This window comes from Halomonas profundus, from assembly GCF_020865425.1.
GTDB classification, from domain to species: domain Bacteria; phylum Pseudomonadota; class Gammaproteobacteria; order Pseudomonadales; family Halomonadaceae; genus Vreelandella; species Vreelandella titanicae.
In genome coordinates, this window is the sequence record NZ_CP086344.1 from 2,981,072 (window position 1) to 2,996,973 (window position 15,902).

The 15,902-nt window shown below is 56.9% G+C and carries 14 protein-coding genes; 10 read left to right on the plus strand and 4 right to left on the minus strand.

The window, feature by feature from the left end; translation table 11 throughout:
- Positions 1-158: 158 nt before the first annotated feature.
- The 9 genes from edd to LMS44_RS13650 all read left to right on the plus strand — a co-directional run bounded on the left by edd (position 159) and on the right by LMS44_RS13650 (position 9,538).
- A complete protein-coding gene (gene edd, locus LMS44_RS13610; RefSeq protein ID WP_022523045.1) occupies positions 159-2,048 on the plus strand; it encodes a phosphogluconate dehydratase in 1,890 nt (629 codons plus the stop codon).
- Positions 2,048-3,013 carry a glucokinase gene (gene glk / locus LMS44_RS13615; RefSeq protein ID WP_022523044.1) on the plus strand — a complete coding sequence of 322 codons (966 nt, stop codon included), beginning with the start codon at positions 2,048-2,050 and terminating at the stop codon, positions 3,011-3,013. Before edd ends, glk begins: the two co-directional genes overlap by 1 nt.
- 35 nt (positions 3,014-3,048) lie before the next feature.
- Positions 3,049-3,918, plus strand: a complete 870-nt coding sequence (locus tag LMS44_RS13620) for an aldo/keto reductase (RefSeq protein WP_022523043.1) — start codon at positions 3,049-3,051, stop codon at positions 3,916-3,918.
- 37 nt (positions 3,919-3,955) lie between these two features.
- Positions 3,956-4,903, plus strand: a complete 948-nt coding sequence (locus LMS44_RS13625) for a carbohydrate kinase family protein (protein ID WP_041158615.1) — start codon at positions 3,956-3,958, stop codon at positions 4,901-4,903.
- A gap of 181 nt (positions 4,904-5,084) precedes the next feature.
- Complete coding sequence (locus LMS44_RS13630) at positions 5,085-5,804, plus strand: FadR/GntR family transcriptional regulator (RefSeq protein ID WP_414123604.1); 720 nt, start codon at positions 5,085-5,087, stop codon at positions 5,802-5,804.
- Positions 5,805-5,847: 43 nt separating this feature from the next.
- Entirely contained in the window at positions 5,848-6,996 is a 1,149-nt protein-coding gene (gene dgoD, locus LMS44_RS13635; protein ID WP_414123600.1) for a galactonate dehydratase, read from the plus strand.
- Between the two features lie 3 nt (positions 6,997-6,999).
- Positions 7,000-7,998, plus strand: coding sequence for a 2-dehydro-3-deoxygalactonokinase (locus tag LMS44_RS13640; protein WP_498945401.1), 999 nt, complete (start codon positions 7,000-7,002; stop codon positions 7,996-7,998).
- 7 nt (positions 7,999-8,005) lie between these two features.
- Positions 8,006-8,626 carry a 2-dehydro-3-deoxy-6-phosphogalactonate aldolase gene (locus LMS44_RS13645; protein ID WP_258955969.1) on the plus strand — a complete coding sequence of 207 codons (621 nt, stop codon included), beginning with the start codon at positions 8,006-8,008 and terminating at the stop codon, positions 8,624-8,626.
- A gap of 15 nt (positions 8,627-8,641) precedes the next feature.
- Positions 8,642-9,538 carry an SMP-30/gluconolactonase/LRE family protein gene (locus tag LMS44_RS13650; RefSeq protein ID WP_022523037.1) on the plus strand — a complete coding sequence of 299 codons (897 nt, stop codon included), beginning with the start codon at positions 8,642-8,644 and terminating at the stop codon, positions 9,536-9,538.
- Positions 9,539-9,631: 93 nt separating this feature from the next.
- On the opposite strand, the gene LMS44_RS13655 is transcribed toward LMS44_RS13650, so the two are convergent.
- The 4 genes from LMS44_RS13655 to zwf all read right to left on the minus strand — a co-directional run bounded on the left by LMS44_RS13655 (position 9,632) and on the right by zwf (position 14,357).
- Positions 9,632-11,227, minus strand: coding sequence for a solute:sodium symporter family transporter (locus LMS44_RS13655; protein ID WP_009287074.1), 1,596 nt, complete (start codon positions 11,225-11,227; stop codon positions 9,632-9,634).
- 249 nt (positions 11,228-11,476) lie between these two features.
- On the minus strand, positions 11,477-12,139 hold the full coding sequence (locus LMS44_RS13660; protein WP_022523036.1) for a bifunctional 4-hydroxy-2-oxoglutarate aldolase/2-dehydro-3-deoxy-phosphogluconate aldolase: 663 nt from the start codon (positions 12,137-12,139) through the stop codon (positions 11,477-11,479).
- Positions 12,140-12,184: 45 nt separating this feature from the next.
- A complete protein-coding gene (gene pgl, locus LMS44_RS13665; RefSeq protein WP_027957644.1) occupies positions 12,185-12,850 on the minus strand; it encodes a 6-phosphogluconolactonase in 666 nt (221 codons plus the stop codon).
- Between the two features lies 1 nt (position 12,851).
- On the minus strand, positions 12,852-14,357 hold the full coding sequence (zwf, locus tag LMS44_RS13670) for a glucose-6-phosphate dehydrogenase (RefSeq protein ID WP_022523034.1): 1,506 nt from the start codon (positions 14,355-14,357) through the stop codon (positions 12,852-12,854).
- A 291-nt stretch (positions 14,358-14,648) separates the two neighbouring features.
- Here zwf and malE point away from each other — a divergent pair, with 291 nt between their 5' ends.
- Complete coding sequence (gene malE / locus LMS44_RS13675) at positions 14,649-15,836, plus strand: maltose/maltodextrin ABC transporter substrate-binding protein MalE (protein WP_138800813.1); 1,188 nt, start codon at positions 14,649-14,651, stop codon at positions 15,834-15,836.
- Positions 15,837-15,902: the final 66 nt, after the last annotated feature.

A 15,902-nucleotide genomic window follows, 5' to 3' on the forward strand; every position in this document is an offset into this window, starting at 1 on the left:
CTTTATTTAGATATTTGGCGTGGCGTACTTGCCACCTCACATTCGAGTAATAAAACTACAAATGTGGTTTTTATTGCCGTAAAGTCTCTTATTTCGACGCCAAAAAATGTAAAATAACTACAAGCTTCACTCACCGTCTCTATCATGCAGAGGTCCCTATGCCGAGCTCAACACCTGCTACGTTAAACCCCACCGTTGCTGAGGTTACCCAGCGCATTCGTGAGCGTTCTGCTGAGCGTCGCGCCCTCTACGAGCGGCGCATGGCTGACCAGCACAAACGTGGCGTGCACCGTGCTGAGCTAAGCTGCGGCAACCTGGCTCACGGTTTCGCGGCCTGTAACCCGCGTGATAAAAACGAACTCAAGCTAATGAATAGCGCCAACCTGGGCATTATCTCGTCCTATAACGATATGCTCTCGGCGCACCAGCCGTTTGAGACGTTTCCTGAAACGATTAAAGCAGCCGCCAGTGCCATGGGTTCTACCGCCCAGTTTGCCGGTGGCGTTCCGGCCATGTGTGACGGTGTCACCCAGGGCCAGCCGGGCATGGAGCTATCGCTGTTTTCCCGGGATGTGATTGCCATGGCCACCGCCGTAGGTCTCTCGCATAATATGTTTGATGCCGCGCTGTATCTGGGCGTGTGCGACAAGATCGTGCCGGGTCTGTTTATTGGCGCGGCGCGTTTTGGCCATCTGCCCGCCATGTTTGTACCCGCGGGCCCCATGCCCAGCGGCTTACCCAATAAAGAGAAGGCGCGCATTCGCCAGCTCTATGCCGAGGGCAAGGTCGGCCGTGCTGAGCTGCTCGAAGCCGAGTCTGACTCTTACCACAGCCCCGGCACCTGTACGTTCTACGGCACCGCCAACTCCAACCAGCTAATGATGGAGATGATGGGCCTACACCTGCCCGGCACTTCTTTTGTAAACCCAGGCACCGAAATGCGCGAAGCGTTGACGCGCTATGCCACCGAGCAGGCGATCCGCAACACCGAACCCGGTGGCGACTACCGCCCGTTCTATAAGCAGATTGATGAGCGCGCGATTGTTAACGCCGTGGTGGGCTTGCTGGCTTCCGGTGGTTCAACCAACCACACGATGCACCTGATCGCCATGGCCGCCGCTGCGGGCATTACCCTCAACTGGGACGACTTCACCGACCTTTCGGCGGTCACCCCCAGTCTGATGCGGGTTTACCCCAACGGCCAGGCAGATATCAACCACTTCCAAGCAGCGGGCGGCATGAGTTACCTGTTCCGCGAACTGCTGGGCGCGGGCTTGATTCACGGCGATATTCCCACCGTATTCGGCACCGACCTAACCGCCTACACCCAAGAGCCGTTCCTTGAAGATGGCAAAATCGTTTGGCACGAAGGCCCCGAAAAAAGCCTTGATGAAGACGTGCTCAGCCCGGTAGCGACACCGTTCGCGCCGACGGGTGGCTTGACGGTCATGAAAGGCAATCTGGGTCGCGGTGTGATCAAAGTCTCCGCAGTGACGGAAGAGCATCGCGTGGTAGAAGCGCCGGTGAAGATCTTCGAAGATCAAAACGAAATGAAAGCCTCCTTCGAATCCGGCGACTTGGATCGCGACGTGATTGTGGTGGTTCGCTTCCAGGGACCCAAAGCCAACGGCATGCCCGAGCTGCATAAGCTAACCCCCTTCCTGGGCGTACTGCAGGATCGTGGCTTTAAAGTGGCACTGGTCACCGATGGCCGCATGTCGGGTGCATCAGGCAAAGTACCCGCCTCCATTCACATGAGCCCCGAAGCCCTGGACGGCGGCCCGCTGGCCAAACTGCGTGATGGCGATATTGTACGTTTGGATGCCAACGCCGGTACGCTCGAAGCCAAAGTCGACCCCGCCACCTGGGCTAAACGGGAACTGGCTATTGGCAACCTGGATCACTACCACGTGGGCTTGGGTCGCGAGCTGTTTGGAGGCTTCCGCCACCTGGCCATGCGCGGTGAAGAAGGCGCTGGTGTATTCGGTGGCTTTGAAGCCGATGATCTCGCCCGTCAGCAGGGGCAAATCTCAGAAGAGGATGCCTGATGCGACCGGCACTCATCGGCGATATCGGGGGAACCAACGCACGCTTGGCGCTGGTCTCTCCCGGTGAAATAACCCCACACGATATCTTGAACCTACCCTGCGCCGACTACCCCGGCGTCGTGGAAGCGGTGCAGGATTATCTGGGGCGCGTGGGCGCCACGGGTGACAACGCGCCCCAAGAGGCGTGTTTAGCCTTCGCCTGCCCCGTTCACGCTGAACGGGTCAAAATGACCAATAACCATTGGGATTTTTTGAAAAGCGATGTTCAGCAACAGTTGAATCTATCGCTATTCAAGGTCATCAACGACTTTACCGCCCAGGCGCTGGGCGTCCCCCATGTGGCATCCAATGATTTGGTCGAAGTTCAGCCGGGGCAAACCCAGGCACACTCCACACGCTTAATTATCGGCCCAGGCACTGGGCTGGGCGTTGCCGGGGTATTTCCTGGGCAACACGCCTGGATTCCGCTGCCCACCGAAGGCGGTCACGTCACCTTTGCCCCCACGGATAGTACCGAGCAGGCACTGCTGGATGTATTTCTGCAGCGCCACAAACGGGTGAGCGTAGAACGCATCTTATGCGGTCAGGGTTTATTGGAGCTTTACCAAGCCTACTGCACCCTTGAAGGAATTGAGCCGCACTTAACTAGCCCAGCCGAGGTGACCACAGCGGCCAATGAAGGCGATAGCCTCGCCACTACTGCCCTGCTGCGCTTTCTAAAAATTCTTGGCGATGTGTGCGGCGACGCCACCTTGACCATGGGCGCAAGGGGTGGGGTTTATCTATGCGGTGGTATTCTCCCGCGCTTGCTTGAGTGGCTGCCAAAAAGCGAGCTGCGCGCCGCCTTTGTCAATAAAGGCCGTATGGGCGCTTATAACGCTGACATTCCCGTGTGGGTGGTGACTGCGCCCTGGACGGGCCTGTTAGGTGCCGCCGAAGCACTGCATAACGAAGAGGTTTTCTGATCACAACTTCTAACAACATCAATACGGAACCTGCTATGCCCGCCGCCACCTTTGATGTGCCGCTTTTACTCGGCATGATGCGTCTGCACGAAACACCCGCCATGCACGAACCCGAGCGATTAGCAGAATGGATCGAAGCGCGCCTGGAGCAGGGCCTTAACTGGTTTGACCATGCGGACATTTACGGCAGCGGCCAAGGGGAGACGCTTTTTGGCGCCGCGCTACGGGCGCGCCCTACCCTGGCTCAGCGGGTCAATGTCGTCACTAAAGCGAGCATCGCTAACGACAACCCCGCCCCCGGTTCGGGTAAGGTAAAGCACTACAACGCTAGCCCTGCTTATCTTAATAGTGCCATTGATGCCTCACTTGTGCGTTTGAATGTCGAACGCCTCGACCATTTCCTGATTCATCGTCCCGATCTGCTGATGAACGCAGAAGCGACCGGCCGCGCGCTGGACGACGCCATTGAAGCCGGCAAAATTGGCGCTGCGGGGATTTCCAACCACCTGCCCAGCCAGTGGCGGCGCTTGCAGGGCGCCATGCATCACCGCTTATCAGCCAACCAAATCGAGCTCTCGATTACCCACACAACGCCGCTGTTTGACGGCAGCTTTGATGATCTATGTGCCGATGGCCACGCCCCCATGGCGTGGTCGCCTCTGGCAGGCGGGCAACTGATGCAAGACGCCGTTGGCGAATGTTTGGCTAAGTGGGCGGCAAAGCTTGATAGCTCCCCCAGCGCTTTAGCGCTGGCATGGCTGCGTAGTCTTCCTAACTCGCCAGTACCGGTGATTGGCAGCATTAAACCTGACCGAATCAGCGACATGCTAAAGGGCCCTGCCACGCTACCCCGAGAAGTGTGGTATGAATTGCTGGAAGCCGCCCGCGGCCACTGCGTGGCATAAACCCGTCTTTGCAAACAATTACACCAAGGAGCCAATAATGACGCCAGTTATCGCGTTTGGGGAAGCGCTGGTTGATATGCTCTCCAGCCGTTTAGGGGCGGCTACAGATGCCCAGGAAACCTTTACACCCTACGCCGGTGGTGCTCCCGCTAACGTGGCGGTCGCCTGCGCCCGCTTGGGCGTTCCTAGCCAATTTTTAGGCATGACGGGCGACGATACGTTCGGGCATTTTTTGGTGCGTGAACTCAAAAGCCACGGTGTCGACACCAGCGGCGTGGTATTTACCCAAGAAGCCCGCACGGCGCTGGCGTTCGTTTCCCGGGATGACGTGGGCGAACGCACTTTTGATTTCTATCGCCCGCCCGCTGCTGACTTGCTTTATCGCCTTGAGCATTTACCCCATGGCGTCTTCGAGAACCCTGCCATTCTGCACTTGTGTAGTAACAGCCTGACCGACCCAGAGATCGCCGACGTTACCCTCGCGATGGCCACCATGGCCAAGCGCGCAGGCTGCCTGGTCAGTGTAGATGCCAACCTACGCCACAACCTGTGGCCCGGCGGCGAAGCGGATGCCAGTTTAGTCACGCAACTGCTAGACGGCGCTGAGCTGCTCAAGCTCTCCCAGGAAGAGCTCGACTACTTGCGCGCTGATCATCCTGCAGAATCGTGGCTTTCAGAGCGGCTTGCGGCAGGGGTAAAAGTTATTTTGATTACCGACGGCCCCAATGATGTCGTAATCAAAGGCGTCGGCATCGACCAGCGCATTGCGCCACCCAAAGTGGAAGCGGTCGACACCACCGCCGGGGGCGACGCCTTTATTGGCGGGCTGTTGGCGGAGCTCTCGGCCCACGGCATCAATGAACACTGGCAGAGCGATACGGATTTTCTACTCAGCGCAGTGAATACCGCCTGCCGCTGTGGCGCCCATGCGGTCACCCGGCCAGGCGCTTACGCAGCGCTGCCAACGCGAGCGGATATTGGCTAAGCAAGTAAAGCTATAACCCATTAACAAATGGCGCGTCCCACACAGGCGCGCTTTTTTTATGCTTCCTAGGGGGCGACTCGTCGCCAATCTAATTCGGACTTTTGTCTAAAGCGGCTCGCTTGTGGAAATGTCAGACATTTACTAGACTAGGGTTTATCCAATAAAGAACAAGAGATGACCGATGACGCTGGACGCTCTACCGCCCCACCAGGGTGGCGCTGAACAGTTAGCCCGTTTACTCGCCCAAGCACTGCTGGCAGGCCATTGGCAGCCAGGTGATGTTTTCCCCCGTGAGCTGGATATCGGTAAACACTTTGCCGTTAGCCGTAACCAAGTGCGTAACGCACTCACCAGCCTCACCGCTGCGGGTTTATTAGAGCGCACCGCGGGCCGTGGCACGCTGGTTCGCGAAATCGGCGACTGGCATCTACTCGACCCACTGATGAGCGAATGGATGACCGGGCTGGTCAACCTTGACCCACAGTTGGTCAGAGCCATCTACGCCTTTCGTTTTTCTGCTGAACCGGTGGTCGCAGGACTCGCTGCTCAGGCAGCCCAGGCTGAAGACATAGAACGTCTGGAGAGCGCCTATGCAGGCATGGAGAGCAGCGCAGGCAGTGTTGAAGCGCGTGCTGAGCATGCCGAGTACGATGTCGCCTTTCACGACGCCACCTACCGGGCCAGCCACAATTTAGTCTGGCGGCAAATGGGCCATTTATTGCGCCCTTCGATCATGGCGCTAATACATCGCTCGCAACACCGCACGGACACCCTGGACGACAGTCTCGCGCGCCACCGCCAGGTACTTGACGCTATCCGCAGCCACGATGCCAGCGCCGCAGAAACCGCCGCGAGAGAAGTGCTGCGCCGCACGGCCATCGACCTTGGCATCGTCAACTGACAATTACTCAATGAATACTTTCTATTCAGAAGGATGACCGAACATGAAAATTACCAAACTCAAGACCTGGCAAGTCCCCCCGCGCTGGCTGTTTCTCAAGATCGAAACCGATGAAGGCTGCTACGGCTGGGGCGAACCGGTGGTTGAAGGCCGTGCCGCTACCGTTGAAGCCGCCGTACACGAGCTTTCCGACTACCTGATCGGTCAGGATCCGCACCGCATTGAGCATCTTTGGAACATCATGTACCGCGCCGGTTTTTACCGCGGCGGGCCGATTCTGATGAGTGCAATTGCCGGTATTGATCAGGCACTGTGGGATCTTAAAGGTCGCGACCTGGGTGTGCCCGTTCACCAGCTGTTAGGCGGTGCCGTGCGCGACAAAATGCGCATGTATGCCTGGACGGGCGGCGACCGCCCAAGCGACGTAGGCGCTGGTGCCAAAGCGCTGGTCGAAAAAGGCTTCACGGCTTTTAAAATGAACGGCACCCCCGAGCTGCAAATCGTCGACTCACACCGCAAGGTCGATGAAGCCGTTGCCCGAGTGGCAGAAGCCCGCAACTCCGTTGGGCCAGATGTAGGCATCGGCATCGACTTTCATGGCCGCGTGCACCGCCCTATGGCCAAAGCACTGCTGCGCGAGCTAGAACCCTTTCACCCCATGTTTGTGGAAGAGCCGGTCGCCCCTGAACATCTGCCCTGCTTGAAAGATATTGCCGGTGGTTTGGGCTACCCATTGGCAACTGGCGAGCGGCTGCATACCCGCTTCCAGTTCCGGGATTTGCTGGCCGACGGCATGATCGACATTATCCAGCCGGATATTTCCCACTGTGGCGGCATTAGCGAAGGTCTCAAAATCGCCGCCCTGGCCTCCGCTTATGACGTCGCCTTAGCGCCCCACTGCCCGCTCGGCCCGTTAACCCTGGCCGCCTCTTTACAGCTGGATGCGATCAGCCACAACGCCTTTATCCAAGAGCAGAGCATGGGCATTCACTACAACCAGGGCAACGACGTACTCGATTACCTGGTCGATAAATCCGCCCTCGCCATTGAAGACGGATTCTGCGCCATTCCCCAAGGCCCAGGCCTGGGTGTCGAGATCAACGAAGAGTTCGTTGAGGAGCGCGCCAAGGTGGGCCACCGCTGGAGGAACCCGGTCTGGACTCATGAAGATGGCTCGATTGCGGAGTGGTAAACCATGGGATCAACCGTGATGAGTGAAACGCCTGAAATAGCACATCAGCTGACCTGGATTGCCGTGGACTGGGGCTCCAGCAATCTGCGTGCCTGGGGGCTGGATCAGCACGACCAAGTGATTGCCCAAGCCAGTAGCGACAAAGGCATGCTGGCGCTGAAGGCCGACGAGTACGAGGCCGAGCTGCTGCGACTGGTGGGCGATTGGCTACCCGCCACCGGCACGACTAAGGCGATGGTGTGCGGTATGGCAGGCGCTCGCCAGGGATGGTTGGAAGCCGCCTATTTACCGGTACCCACGCGGCTTGACCAGCTTAGCCAAGGCGCAGTGACGCCAACGCTTACGGGTGACCAGCTAGGTGTTTACCTGCTGCCTGGTTTAAGCCAAACCCGCGGTACCGCAATTCACTTTGATGTAATGCGTGGCGAAGAGACCCAGTTAGCAGGCCTCGTCGCTGACACACCTGACTTTACGGGTCTCGCCTGTTTGCCGGGTACCCACGCCAAATGGGCAACCCTGGAAGCGGGCGCGGTGAGCGGGTTTTCGACCTACCTGACCGGCGAGCTTTACCAACTGCTCGCCAACCAGTCGGTGCTGAAGCATTCCGTTTTATCACCTTCAGCGGCTAGGGATGATCTTAACGATGCAGCTTGCCGTGAAGCTTTTATTTCGGCCGTCAGCGAGATTCATCAAGCCCCCGAAACCTTTAGTAGCCGCCTGTTCGGCCTGCGCGCGCAAGATTTACTCGATGGCCGGCTACCTGCTGGCGACACGCGCGGGGCCGTTCTTGCGGCCAGGCTCTCTGGGCTCGCCATTGGCCTTGAGCTTGCTGGCGCCTGCCGTGAATGCCCCAGCGATAAGCCAATCACGCTGATTGGCAACCAAACGCTGAGCCAGCGCTACACGTTGGCACTCAATGCGATCGGCTATCAGACACAACATGTGGATGGCGACACCGCCGTCTTAGCGGGCCTGCGCCTCGCCCATCGCGCGTTAAAATAAATTAAGCATGGAGAAATTGGCTATGTCGCTGCCACTGATTGGAATTTTACGCGGTGTAACGCCTGATGAGGCCGTGGATGTCGCGGAAGCGGTGCTGGCCGCGGGTATCACCCAGATTGAGGTACCGCTTAACTCACCCAACCCGCTGGAAAGCATTCGCCGCTTGGTCGACGCATTTGGTGAGCGTGCGGTCATTGGTGCGGGTACGGTGCTCACTCCGGCTCAGGTGCGTGAAGTTCACGCTGCTGGTGGGCGCTTAATCGTTTCTCCCAACTGTCGGCCAGCGGTGATTGAAGAAACCCATAAGCTCGGCATGGCCAGCTGGCCGGGTATTGTGACGCCTTCTGAGGCCTTCGATGCGCTGGATGCAGGCGCCACCGGGCTTAAACTCTTCCCCGCGGTGCAGGTAGGCTTAGAAGGAATGAAAGCAGTACGCGCCGTGCTACCGGCAGGCACGCTTTTGTATGCCGTCGGCGGCGCTGGAGTCGATAACTTCGCCGAATGGCGCGCAGCGGGTGTCGATGGTGCAGGTCTGGGCAGCGCATTATACAAACCTGGCCAAAGCGCCTCTCAGGTGGGGAAACAAGCTCAAGCCCTCGTCGATGCCTGGTTAGCAGGAGAACAATAAGGAGAACCAACAATAATGAATACCGATATGAGTGTTTCAACGTGGCAAGCCGAGTTAGCGGTCGATTGCCGCTGCACCCTGGGTGAAGGCCCGCAGTGGGACGCCAAAAATCAGCGCCTTTATTGGTGCGACATTCTTGAAAAACAGCTGCACTGGCTATCCCCCGCCACCGGGGAAAGCGGCCACTATCAGCTCGATCATCGGGTGTCTCTGGCAGCGCCCCTTGCTGAAGGTGGCCTGTTGTTAGTCGGTGAAGACCGTTTAAGCCGCTTCGACCCAAGCAGCGGCAGTATCGAAAAGCTGAGTGATTTCGAGGCCGATAACCCTATCACCCGCAGCAATGACGCCCGCATTGATCGCCACGGCAGCCTGTGGCTCTCCAGCATGGGTAAAAGCGCTGAAAGAGGCGCTGGAAGCCTTTACCGCCTGCATCGCGGCGAGCTCTCGCGGCTGCGTTCAGGCCTAACGATTCCCAATGCCATCTGCTTCTCCGCAGATGGTGAGTTTGCGTGGTTTACCGATACCGTGACGGGTGTAGTGATGCGCTGGGCGCTGGATAGCGACGGCTGGCCGCAAGGCGAGCCGCAGCCTTGGGCAGACTTTTTCTCCAGCCAAGGTAATCCAGATGGCGCGGTAATGGATAGCGAAGGCTGCCTATGGCTTGCGCTATGGGGGGCTGGGCAGGTCGTTCGTCTGGATCCTAACGGTGAAATAATAGGCCGCGTCGAGCTGCCGGTCAGCCAACCCTCCTGCCCGGCGTTTGCAGGCCCTGATCTGAAAACGCTGTATATCACCACGGCGCAAGAGGGATTCAGTGCTGAGCAGCTGGCCCAAGAGCCCACCGCAGGCTCGCTCTATGTGGTCGAAACCGGCATCAAAGGCCTAGCCGAACCGCCGCTACGTCTGGCATAACTCTCCCACGAACCTCCCAGCAAAAGGCCCCACTAGCGGATACTAGCGGGGCCTTTCTGTTACGGCTTCACCTATTACCTACAAGGCGGGCAATCAGCCAGCAAAGCTAATATACATAACGATCACTAACACGACCAAAACGATACCGGCGGGTACCGCCCCTTTCCAGGGTGTTAGATCCACATCGCCGCTGTGCTCCTGAATCCAGTCGGTTTCCCTTGGGCGCACCTTGCCGATAATCAGCATCACCGCCACCAGTAATACAAAGACCAGCGCCACGAAGTGGAACTCGTGCATGATCTGCGGCAGCAATGTAAACGGTGGCACAAAGTAACCGGCGGCGATCAATAAGCAGCCGCCGATCAGGGCGATTTTGGCCGCCATTGGCGGAACACGTTTGGTTAGCAGCCCGACCAGCACCACGGCAAGAATCGGAATAAAGTAAATCGCGTTCATCTTCTGCAGGTAGCCAAACAGGCTCTCCTGACCTGCCAGCAGTGGCGCAATGATCATGGTGAGAATGGCCATGATCCAGCCAAACACTTTACCCGATTTAACCACCTGCTCTTCCGTGGCCTCTTTATTCAGCACACCTTTATAGATGCCCAGGCTGAAAATCGTGGTGGTGCTGTTAAGCGCTGAGTTAAACGACGACAGGATCGCACCGACCATCACCGCAGCGAAAAACCCGGTGAGGTACGGCGGCAGTACGTTAAAAACCAAATGACCGTAGGCTTCATCGGCACGCACGCCCTGATCGGCATAAAGGTGATAAGCAATGATGCCGGGCAGTACTAGGTAGAGCGGTCCCAGCAGCTTGAAGAGACCGGTCAGCAGCACGCCCTTCTGACCTTCGGCAAGGTTTTTGGCTGCAAAGGTACGCTGAATAATCTGCTGGTTGGTGCTCCAGTAGAACAGGTTAATCAGGAAAACGCCGGTAAACAGGGTAAAGAACGGCACCTGCTGATCAGCACCACCAATCGAATTCAGCTTATCCGGGTCGCTCTCTTTGAGGATGTTCCAACCCTCCATGATGCCGCTGCCGTCACTCACGGCCTGCAGGCCGAAATAGACGATCACGAAACCGCCGATCAACAGCCCGACGCCGTTGAGCGTGTCGGAAACTGCAACCGTGCGCAGGCCACCAAACAGGGCATACACCGAACCGATAATGCCGACGATCCACACCGTTAGCCAAAGCAGCGTCGTAGACGACTCAATGCCGGTTAACCCCTGTAGGTCGAGCATGCCCTGCAGGCCGATGGCACCTGAATAGAGAATGATCGGTAGCAGAATCACCGCGTACGCAATCAAGAAGATGATATTGGTGATTAGCTGAGTCGTTTTATCGAAACGAATTTCGAGAAGCTGCGGCAGCGTAGCAATACCACTTTTCAAAAACCGCGGAAGGAAGAATAGCGCCAACGCCACTAGGGCGATAACCGCGACCACTTCCCAGGCCATTACGCTTAAACCATCAGAAAAGGCCGCCCCATTGAGCCCCACCATTTGCTCGGTGGAGAGGTTGGTCATCAATAGAGAGCCGGCAATCAGCGGGAAGGTTAGCGTACGTCCGGCAAGAAAGTAGCCGCTGGTGCTTGAGTGGTCATCTCGGCGGGTGATCCGCCAAGTGATAAAGGCGACAAGCCCTGTAAAAAACAGGAAGGACGCCAAGGTCAACGCGTGCATTTTGACTCACCTCATCATCATTGTAAGTGGCACGCACCTTTATGTATGCGCGAATAGCGAAATGTCAGACAAATCTTGCCGTCATTTTAATTGAGCTGAATATAGCCCGTTATACGTCTTTGGTCGTACGCAGGCGGTTACGATACGCGAATGACAAAACTTCACTATAAAAAAACCCTAGTAATGGTTAAAACCATAACTAGGGTATGCATTTATGCGGCCCGCGACGGGTTGCTAGTGGATGCCTATTTAGTGATGAAAGCGCTCCGCGGACTGGCGGGCCAGCTCACGGATGCCATCCCAATCTTCCGCTTCCACCATTGCTTTGGGTGTTAGCCAGGAGCCACCTACGCACATCACATTGGGCAGCGATAGATAATCATCGGCGTTGTCGACGGTGATACCGCCAGTGGGACAGAAGCGGGCTTCAGGTATCGGCGCGCCAAACGCTTTGATAGCTTTGGCTCCACCGCTGGATTCCGCCGGGAAGAACTTGAACCGACGGTAACCGTACTGCCAGCCGGTCATTAGCTCAGAAACTGTCGAGACCCCCGGCAGCATGGGCACCGGGCTTTCAACGCCGTAACGATAGAGGGCTTCCGTGGCGCCTGGCGTTACTACAAAGTCAGCGCCAACCTGCTCGGCCTGGCGGTACTGGGCGGGCGTCAGCACCGTGCCCACGCCAATGCTGGCACCGGGCAACGCTTCACGCATACGCTTCACTGCTTCAAGCGCGCAGTCAGTGCGCAGGGTAATTTCCAATACGGTTAAGCCACCCTCTACCAGGGCGCGGCCTAGCGGTACCGCATCTTCCAAACGCTCGATAGTGATGACCGGAATCACCTCGGCTTTCAAGCAGATGCTATCCAGCTCTGCAGTGCGTGTAGAAGGTAACTGTTTGTCGATAGTCATTAGTGAGTCTCCAAGCAACTTATTATTGGCTAAGGCAGTTAGCGCTCAAGGCGCCCAATAAATGGCCAGTGGGCAGGTTAAAAAGGCACGAATAGGCAGTTGACGAACATCGTCGCCACTTAGTGCCTTGGCCAATACGGCGCGTTTATCATCGCCGGTGATATGCAGAATATGCCGCCGTGCCTGATGCAGGCGATCGGCCGAAAAAGTAATCCGGGGTTGCGGCTGACTAGGCGTTCTGACCGCCACTAACAGCTCCTCCGTGGCAAGTGCCAGGGTCAATTCAGGGCTGTCGGGAAACAGTGACGCCGTATGACCATCACCGCCCATGCCTAGAATCACCACGCTGGCAGGCCACGCTAGCGTTTCTGCTTGCTTGGCAACTTCATCGACGCCCTCTTCAGGTGTAGCCGCGCTGCAAGTTAACGGTATAAAAGTGGCCGCCGATGCCTCGCCCTGGAGCAGATGCTCACGCACCAGCTTGGCGTTGCTATCGCTGCTCTGCTCGTCTACCCAACGCTCATCGGCCAGCGTTACATCTACCCGCTCCCAGGGCAGCGATTTGGCCGCCAGCGCCTTAAAAAAAGGCACTGGCGTAGAGCCACCAGAAACCACCAGCAGGACACGCTCCTGGTGGTTTAAATCGTCTTGCAGACCCTGAAACACGGCTTCGGCAAGCTGCTCGGCCAACTGTTGGCGTGCTTGACTCATATTAATAATCCTCGTACCAGCTGCGGCCATCCTGGGTAATCATGGCGATGGAAGCGACTGGCCCCCAAGAGCCTGCGGGATAACGACGCGGCGGCATGTCGCGTTTTTTCCAGCCATCGATGAGCTGGTCGCACCAACGCCAGGCGTGTTCAATTTCATCGCGACGCACGAACAGGTACTGCTGGCCTTTCATGACTTCGAGCAGCAGGCGTTCGTAAGCATCGGGTATCCGCGATTTGGGAAATGCGCTGTTGAAGTCCAAATGCAGCGGACCCGGGCGCAGGCGCATGCCTTTATCCAAACCACTATCTTTGGTCAATACTTGCAGGGCAATACCCTCCTCCGGCTGCAGGCGAATAATCAACTTATTAGAGGCGATGCCGCGCTGATCCGGGTCGAAGATATAGTGGGGCTGCTGACGGAAGTGAATAACGATCTGCGAGAGCTTCTCCGGCATCCGTTTACCGGTGCGCAAGTAGAACGGCACACCTGCCCAGCGCCAGTTAGCCACTTCAGTTTTCATGGCCACAAAGGTTTCGGTCTGGCTCTGGGTGTTGGCGCCCTCTTCTTCCAGGTAACCCGGCACCGACTGGCCATCGCTAGTGCCCGCGATATATTGACCTCGTACTACATCGCGACCAAGCGCCTCGCCCACAAACGGTTTAAGTGCTTTAAGCACCTTGACCTTTTCATCACGGATGGCGTCGGCATCCAGGTTAGAGGGCGGATCCATGGCGATTAAGCACAGCAGCTGCAGCAGGTGGTTTTGCACCATATCGCGTAGCTGACCCGCCTCATCGAAATAGCCCCAGCGCCCTTCGATACCGACCTTTTCGGCAACGGTAATTTCCACATGGGAGATATTGTTCTGGTTCCACTGGGTGCCAAACAGCGGGTTGGCAAAACGCAGGGCAATCAGGTTCTGTACGGTCTCTTTGCCCAAATAGTGGTCGATGCGGTAAATCCGCGACTCGGGGAACACTTCACCGATAGCGTCGTTAATTTCAACCGAGGAGTGCAGGTCGTAACCGATGGGTTTCTCAACCACCACGCGGGACTCATCGTCCAGGCTTTTACTGGCCTGCAGGTGACGGCAGATATCGCCATAAATAGGTGCCCCAACGGAAAGATAGACCACCATTGGGCGCGGTGAGCCCTTTCGCCACTGGCGAATGGCGTCGTAACCTTCAACGCTGGAAAAATCGAGTTTTAAATAATCTAGGCGGGCGAGAAAACGCTCGAGGCTCTGCTTATCCTGCTCGCTGCTTTTTAGCCGTTTCTGCAGCGCGTCGTTAACCATTTTTCGGAACGATGCAGCGTCGTGCTCATGGCGAGCCAGTCCCATAATGCGCGTGCTTTCAGGCATCAAGCCTTCGCGATCAAGATGGTATAAGGCAGGAAATAGCTTGCGCATGGCAAGATCACCCAGCGCTCCAAACAGCGCTAAATCAATAGCGTGATTCGGATCGCCCAGCGGTGCACCTTGGGAAGCAGTGGACTGGCTCATCGTCACTCCTGTTTATAATTAGGCATCTAATGTAGTTAGATTACCTAAAATCTACCGTAAAGGGGGCATTATACGCAATAATTCGTGTAATTTTACTACAAAATAACCACGGTTTCTGCTCTATCAACGCACTCAGCACTTCATATCAATCCTTCTCCTTCCACTTTTACTCTACGCCCTTGATATACGCCACTGCTACGCCCCCTAAGGAGGAGGTGACCTTGCGCATAATTGGCCACTCTGCGGAAGTTGATAAATAAATGACCACAACAACAATGAGGTTATTACTCGATGGCAACGCTACGCTACTTTATCAGACCGCTACTCACAGCCACTTTGGCTGCCAGCGCTACCCTGCCAGCCTTCGCGTTCGAAGATGACCGCCTAACGATCTGGATGGGCGACAACAAAGGCCAGCAAGGCATTCAACTGCTGGCTGAGCAGTTTCTTGAAGAGACGGGCATAGAAGTTGAGGTGGTCTTTCCGGATAACCTGACCGACCGTTTTCAACAGGCGGCGGGCAGTGGCCAAGGGCCGGACATCGTGATCTGGGCCCACGACCGGATGGGCGAGTGGGCACAAAGTGGCTTACTAAAACAGGTAGCGCCTAGTGACAGCTTTCGCGAGTCTTTTTACGACTTCACCTGGGAAGCCGCCCTGTGGAATGGCGAAACCTACGGCTACCCCATTTCAGTGGAATCACTCGGTCTTATTTATAATAAGGCCCTGGTGGACACCCCACCGGAGAGCTTTGCCGAGCTAATGCAGCTGGACAAGACGCTTTCCCAAGAGGGTAAAAAAGCCATCCTGTTCGACTACAGCGAACCCTACTACGGTTGGACACTGCTAGCCGCTAACGGTGGCTACCCGTTTAAACGAACCGACGCAGGCTACGACGTTACCGATATTGGCGTTAACAACGAAGGCGCCGTGCAAGGTGCAGAACTGCTAGTCGAGCTGATCGAAAGCGACGTGATACCGCGGGGAACCGACTACAGCATCATGGATAACCGCTTTAACAAGGGCGAAGTAGCGACCATGATCAGCGGCCCCTGGGCCTGGCCAAACCTTGAACGCAGTGGCATTGATTACGGCGTCGCCTTGCTGCCCAAGGTGGGCGACGAACGTGCCAAGCCCATGTTTGGCGTTATGACGGCAATGATCAACTCCGCGTCGCCCAATGATTTTCTGGCCGTCGAGTTCCTGGAAAACTACCTGCTTAGCGAGGAGGGTATGCGCACCTTCAACAGCGATGGGTCGCTGGGGGCCGTGGCCCACATCGACTATCAAGCGGAACTGGCCGACAACCCCAATATTGCCGCCACGCTTGAAAACGCCGAAGTTGGCATGCCGATGCCGAACATTCCCGAAATGGGCGCCTTTTGGGCAGCCATGGAGCCCGCGCTGCAAAACATCGGCAGCGGGCGTCAATCACCCCAGGAAGCGCTGGATGCCGCCGCGCGGCGTATGCGTCAGTAGCCACTCGCCTTTCCTTCACTGCCCGGCCATGGCACTCCGTTGGCAAGGCTGGGCAGTTTCGCAGGA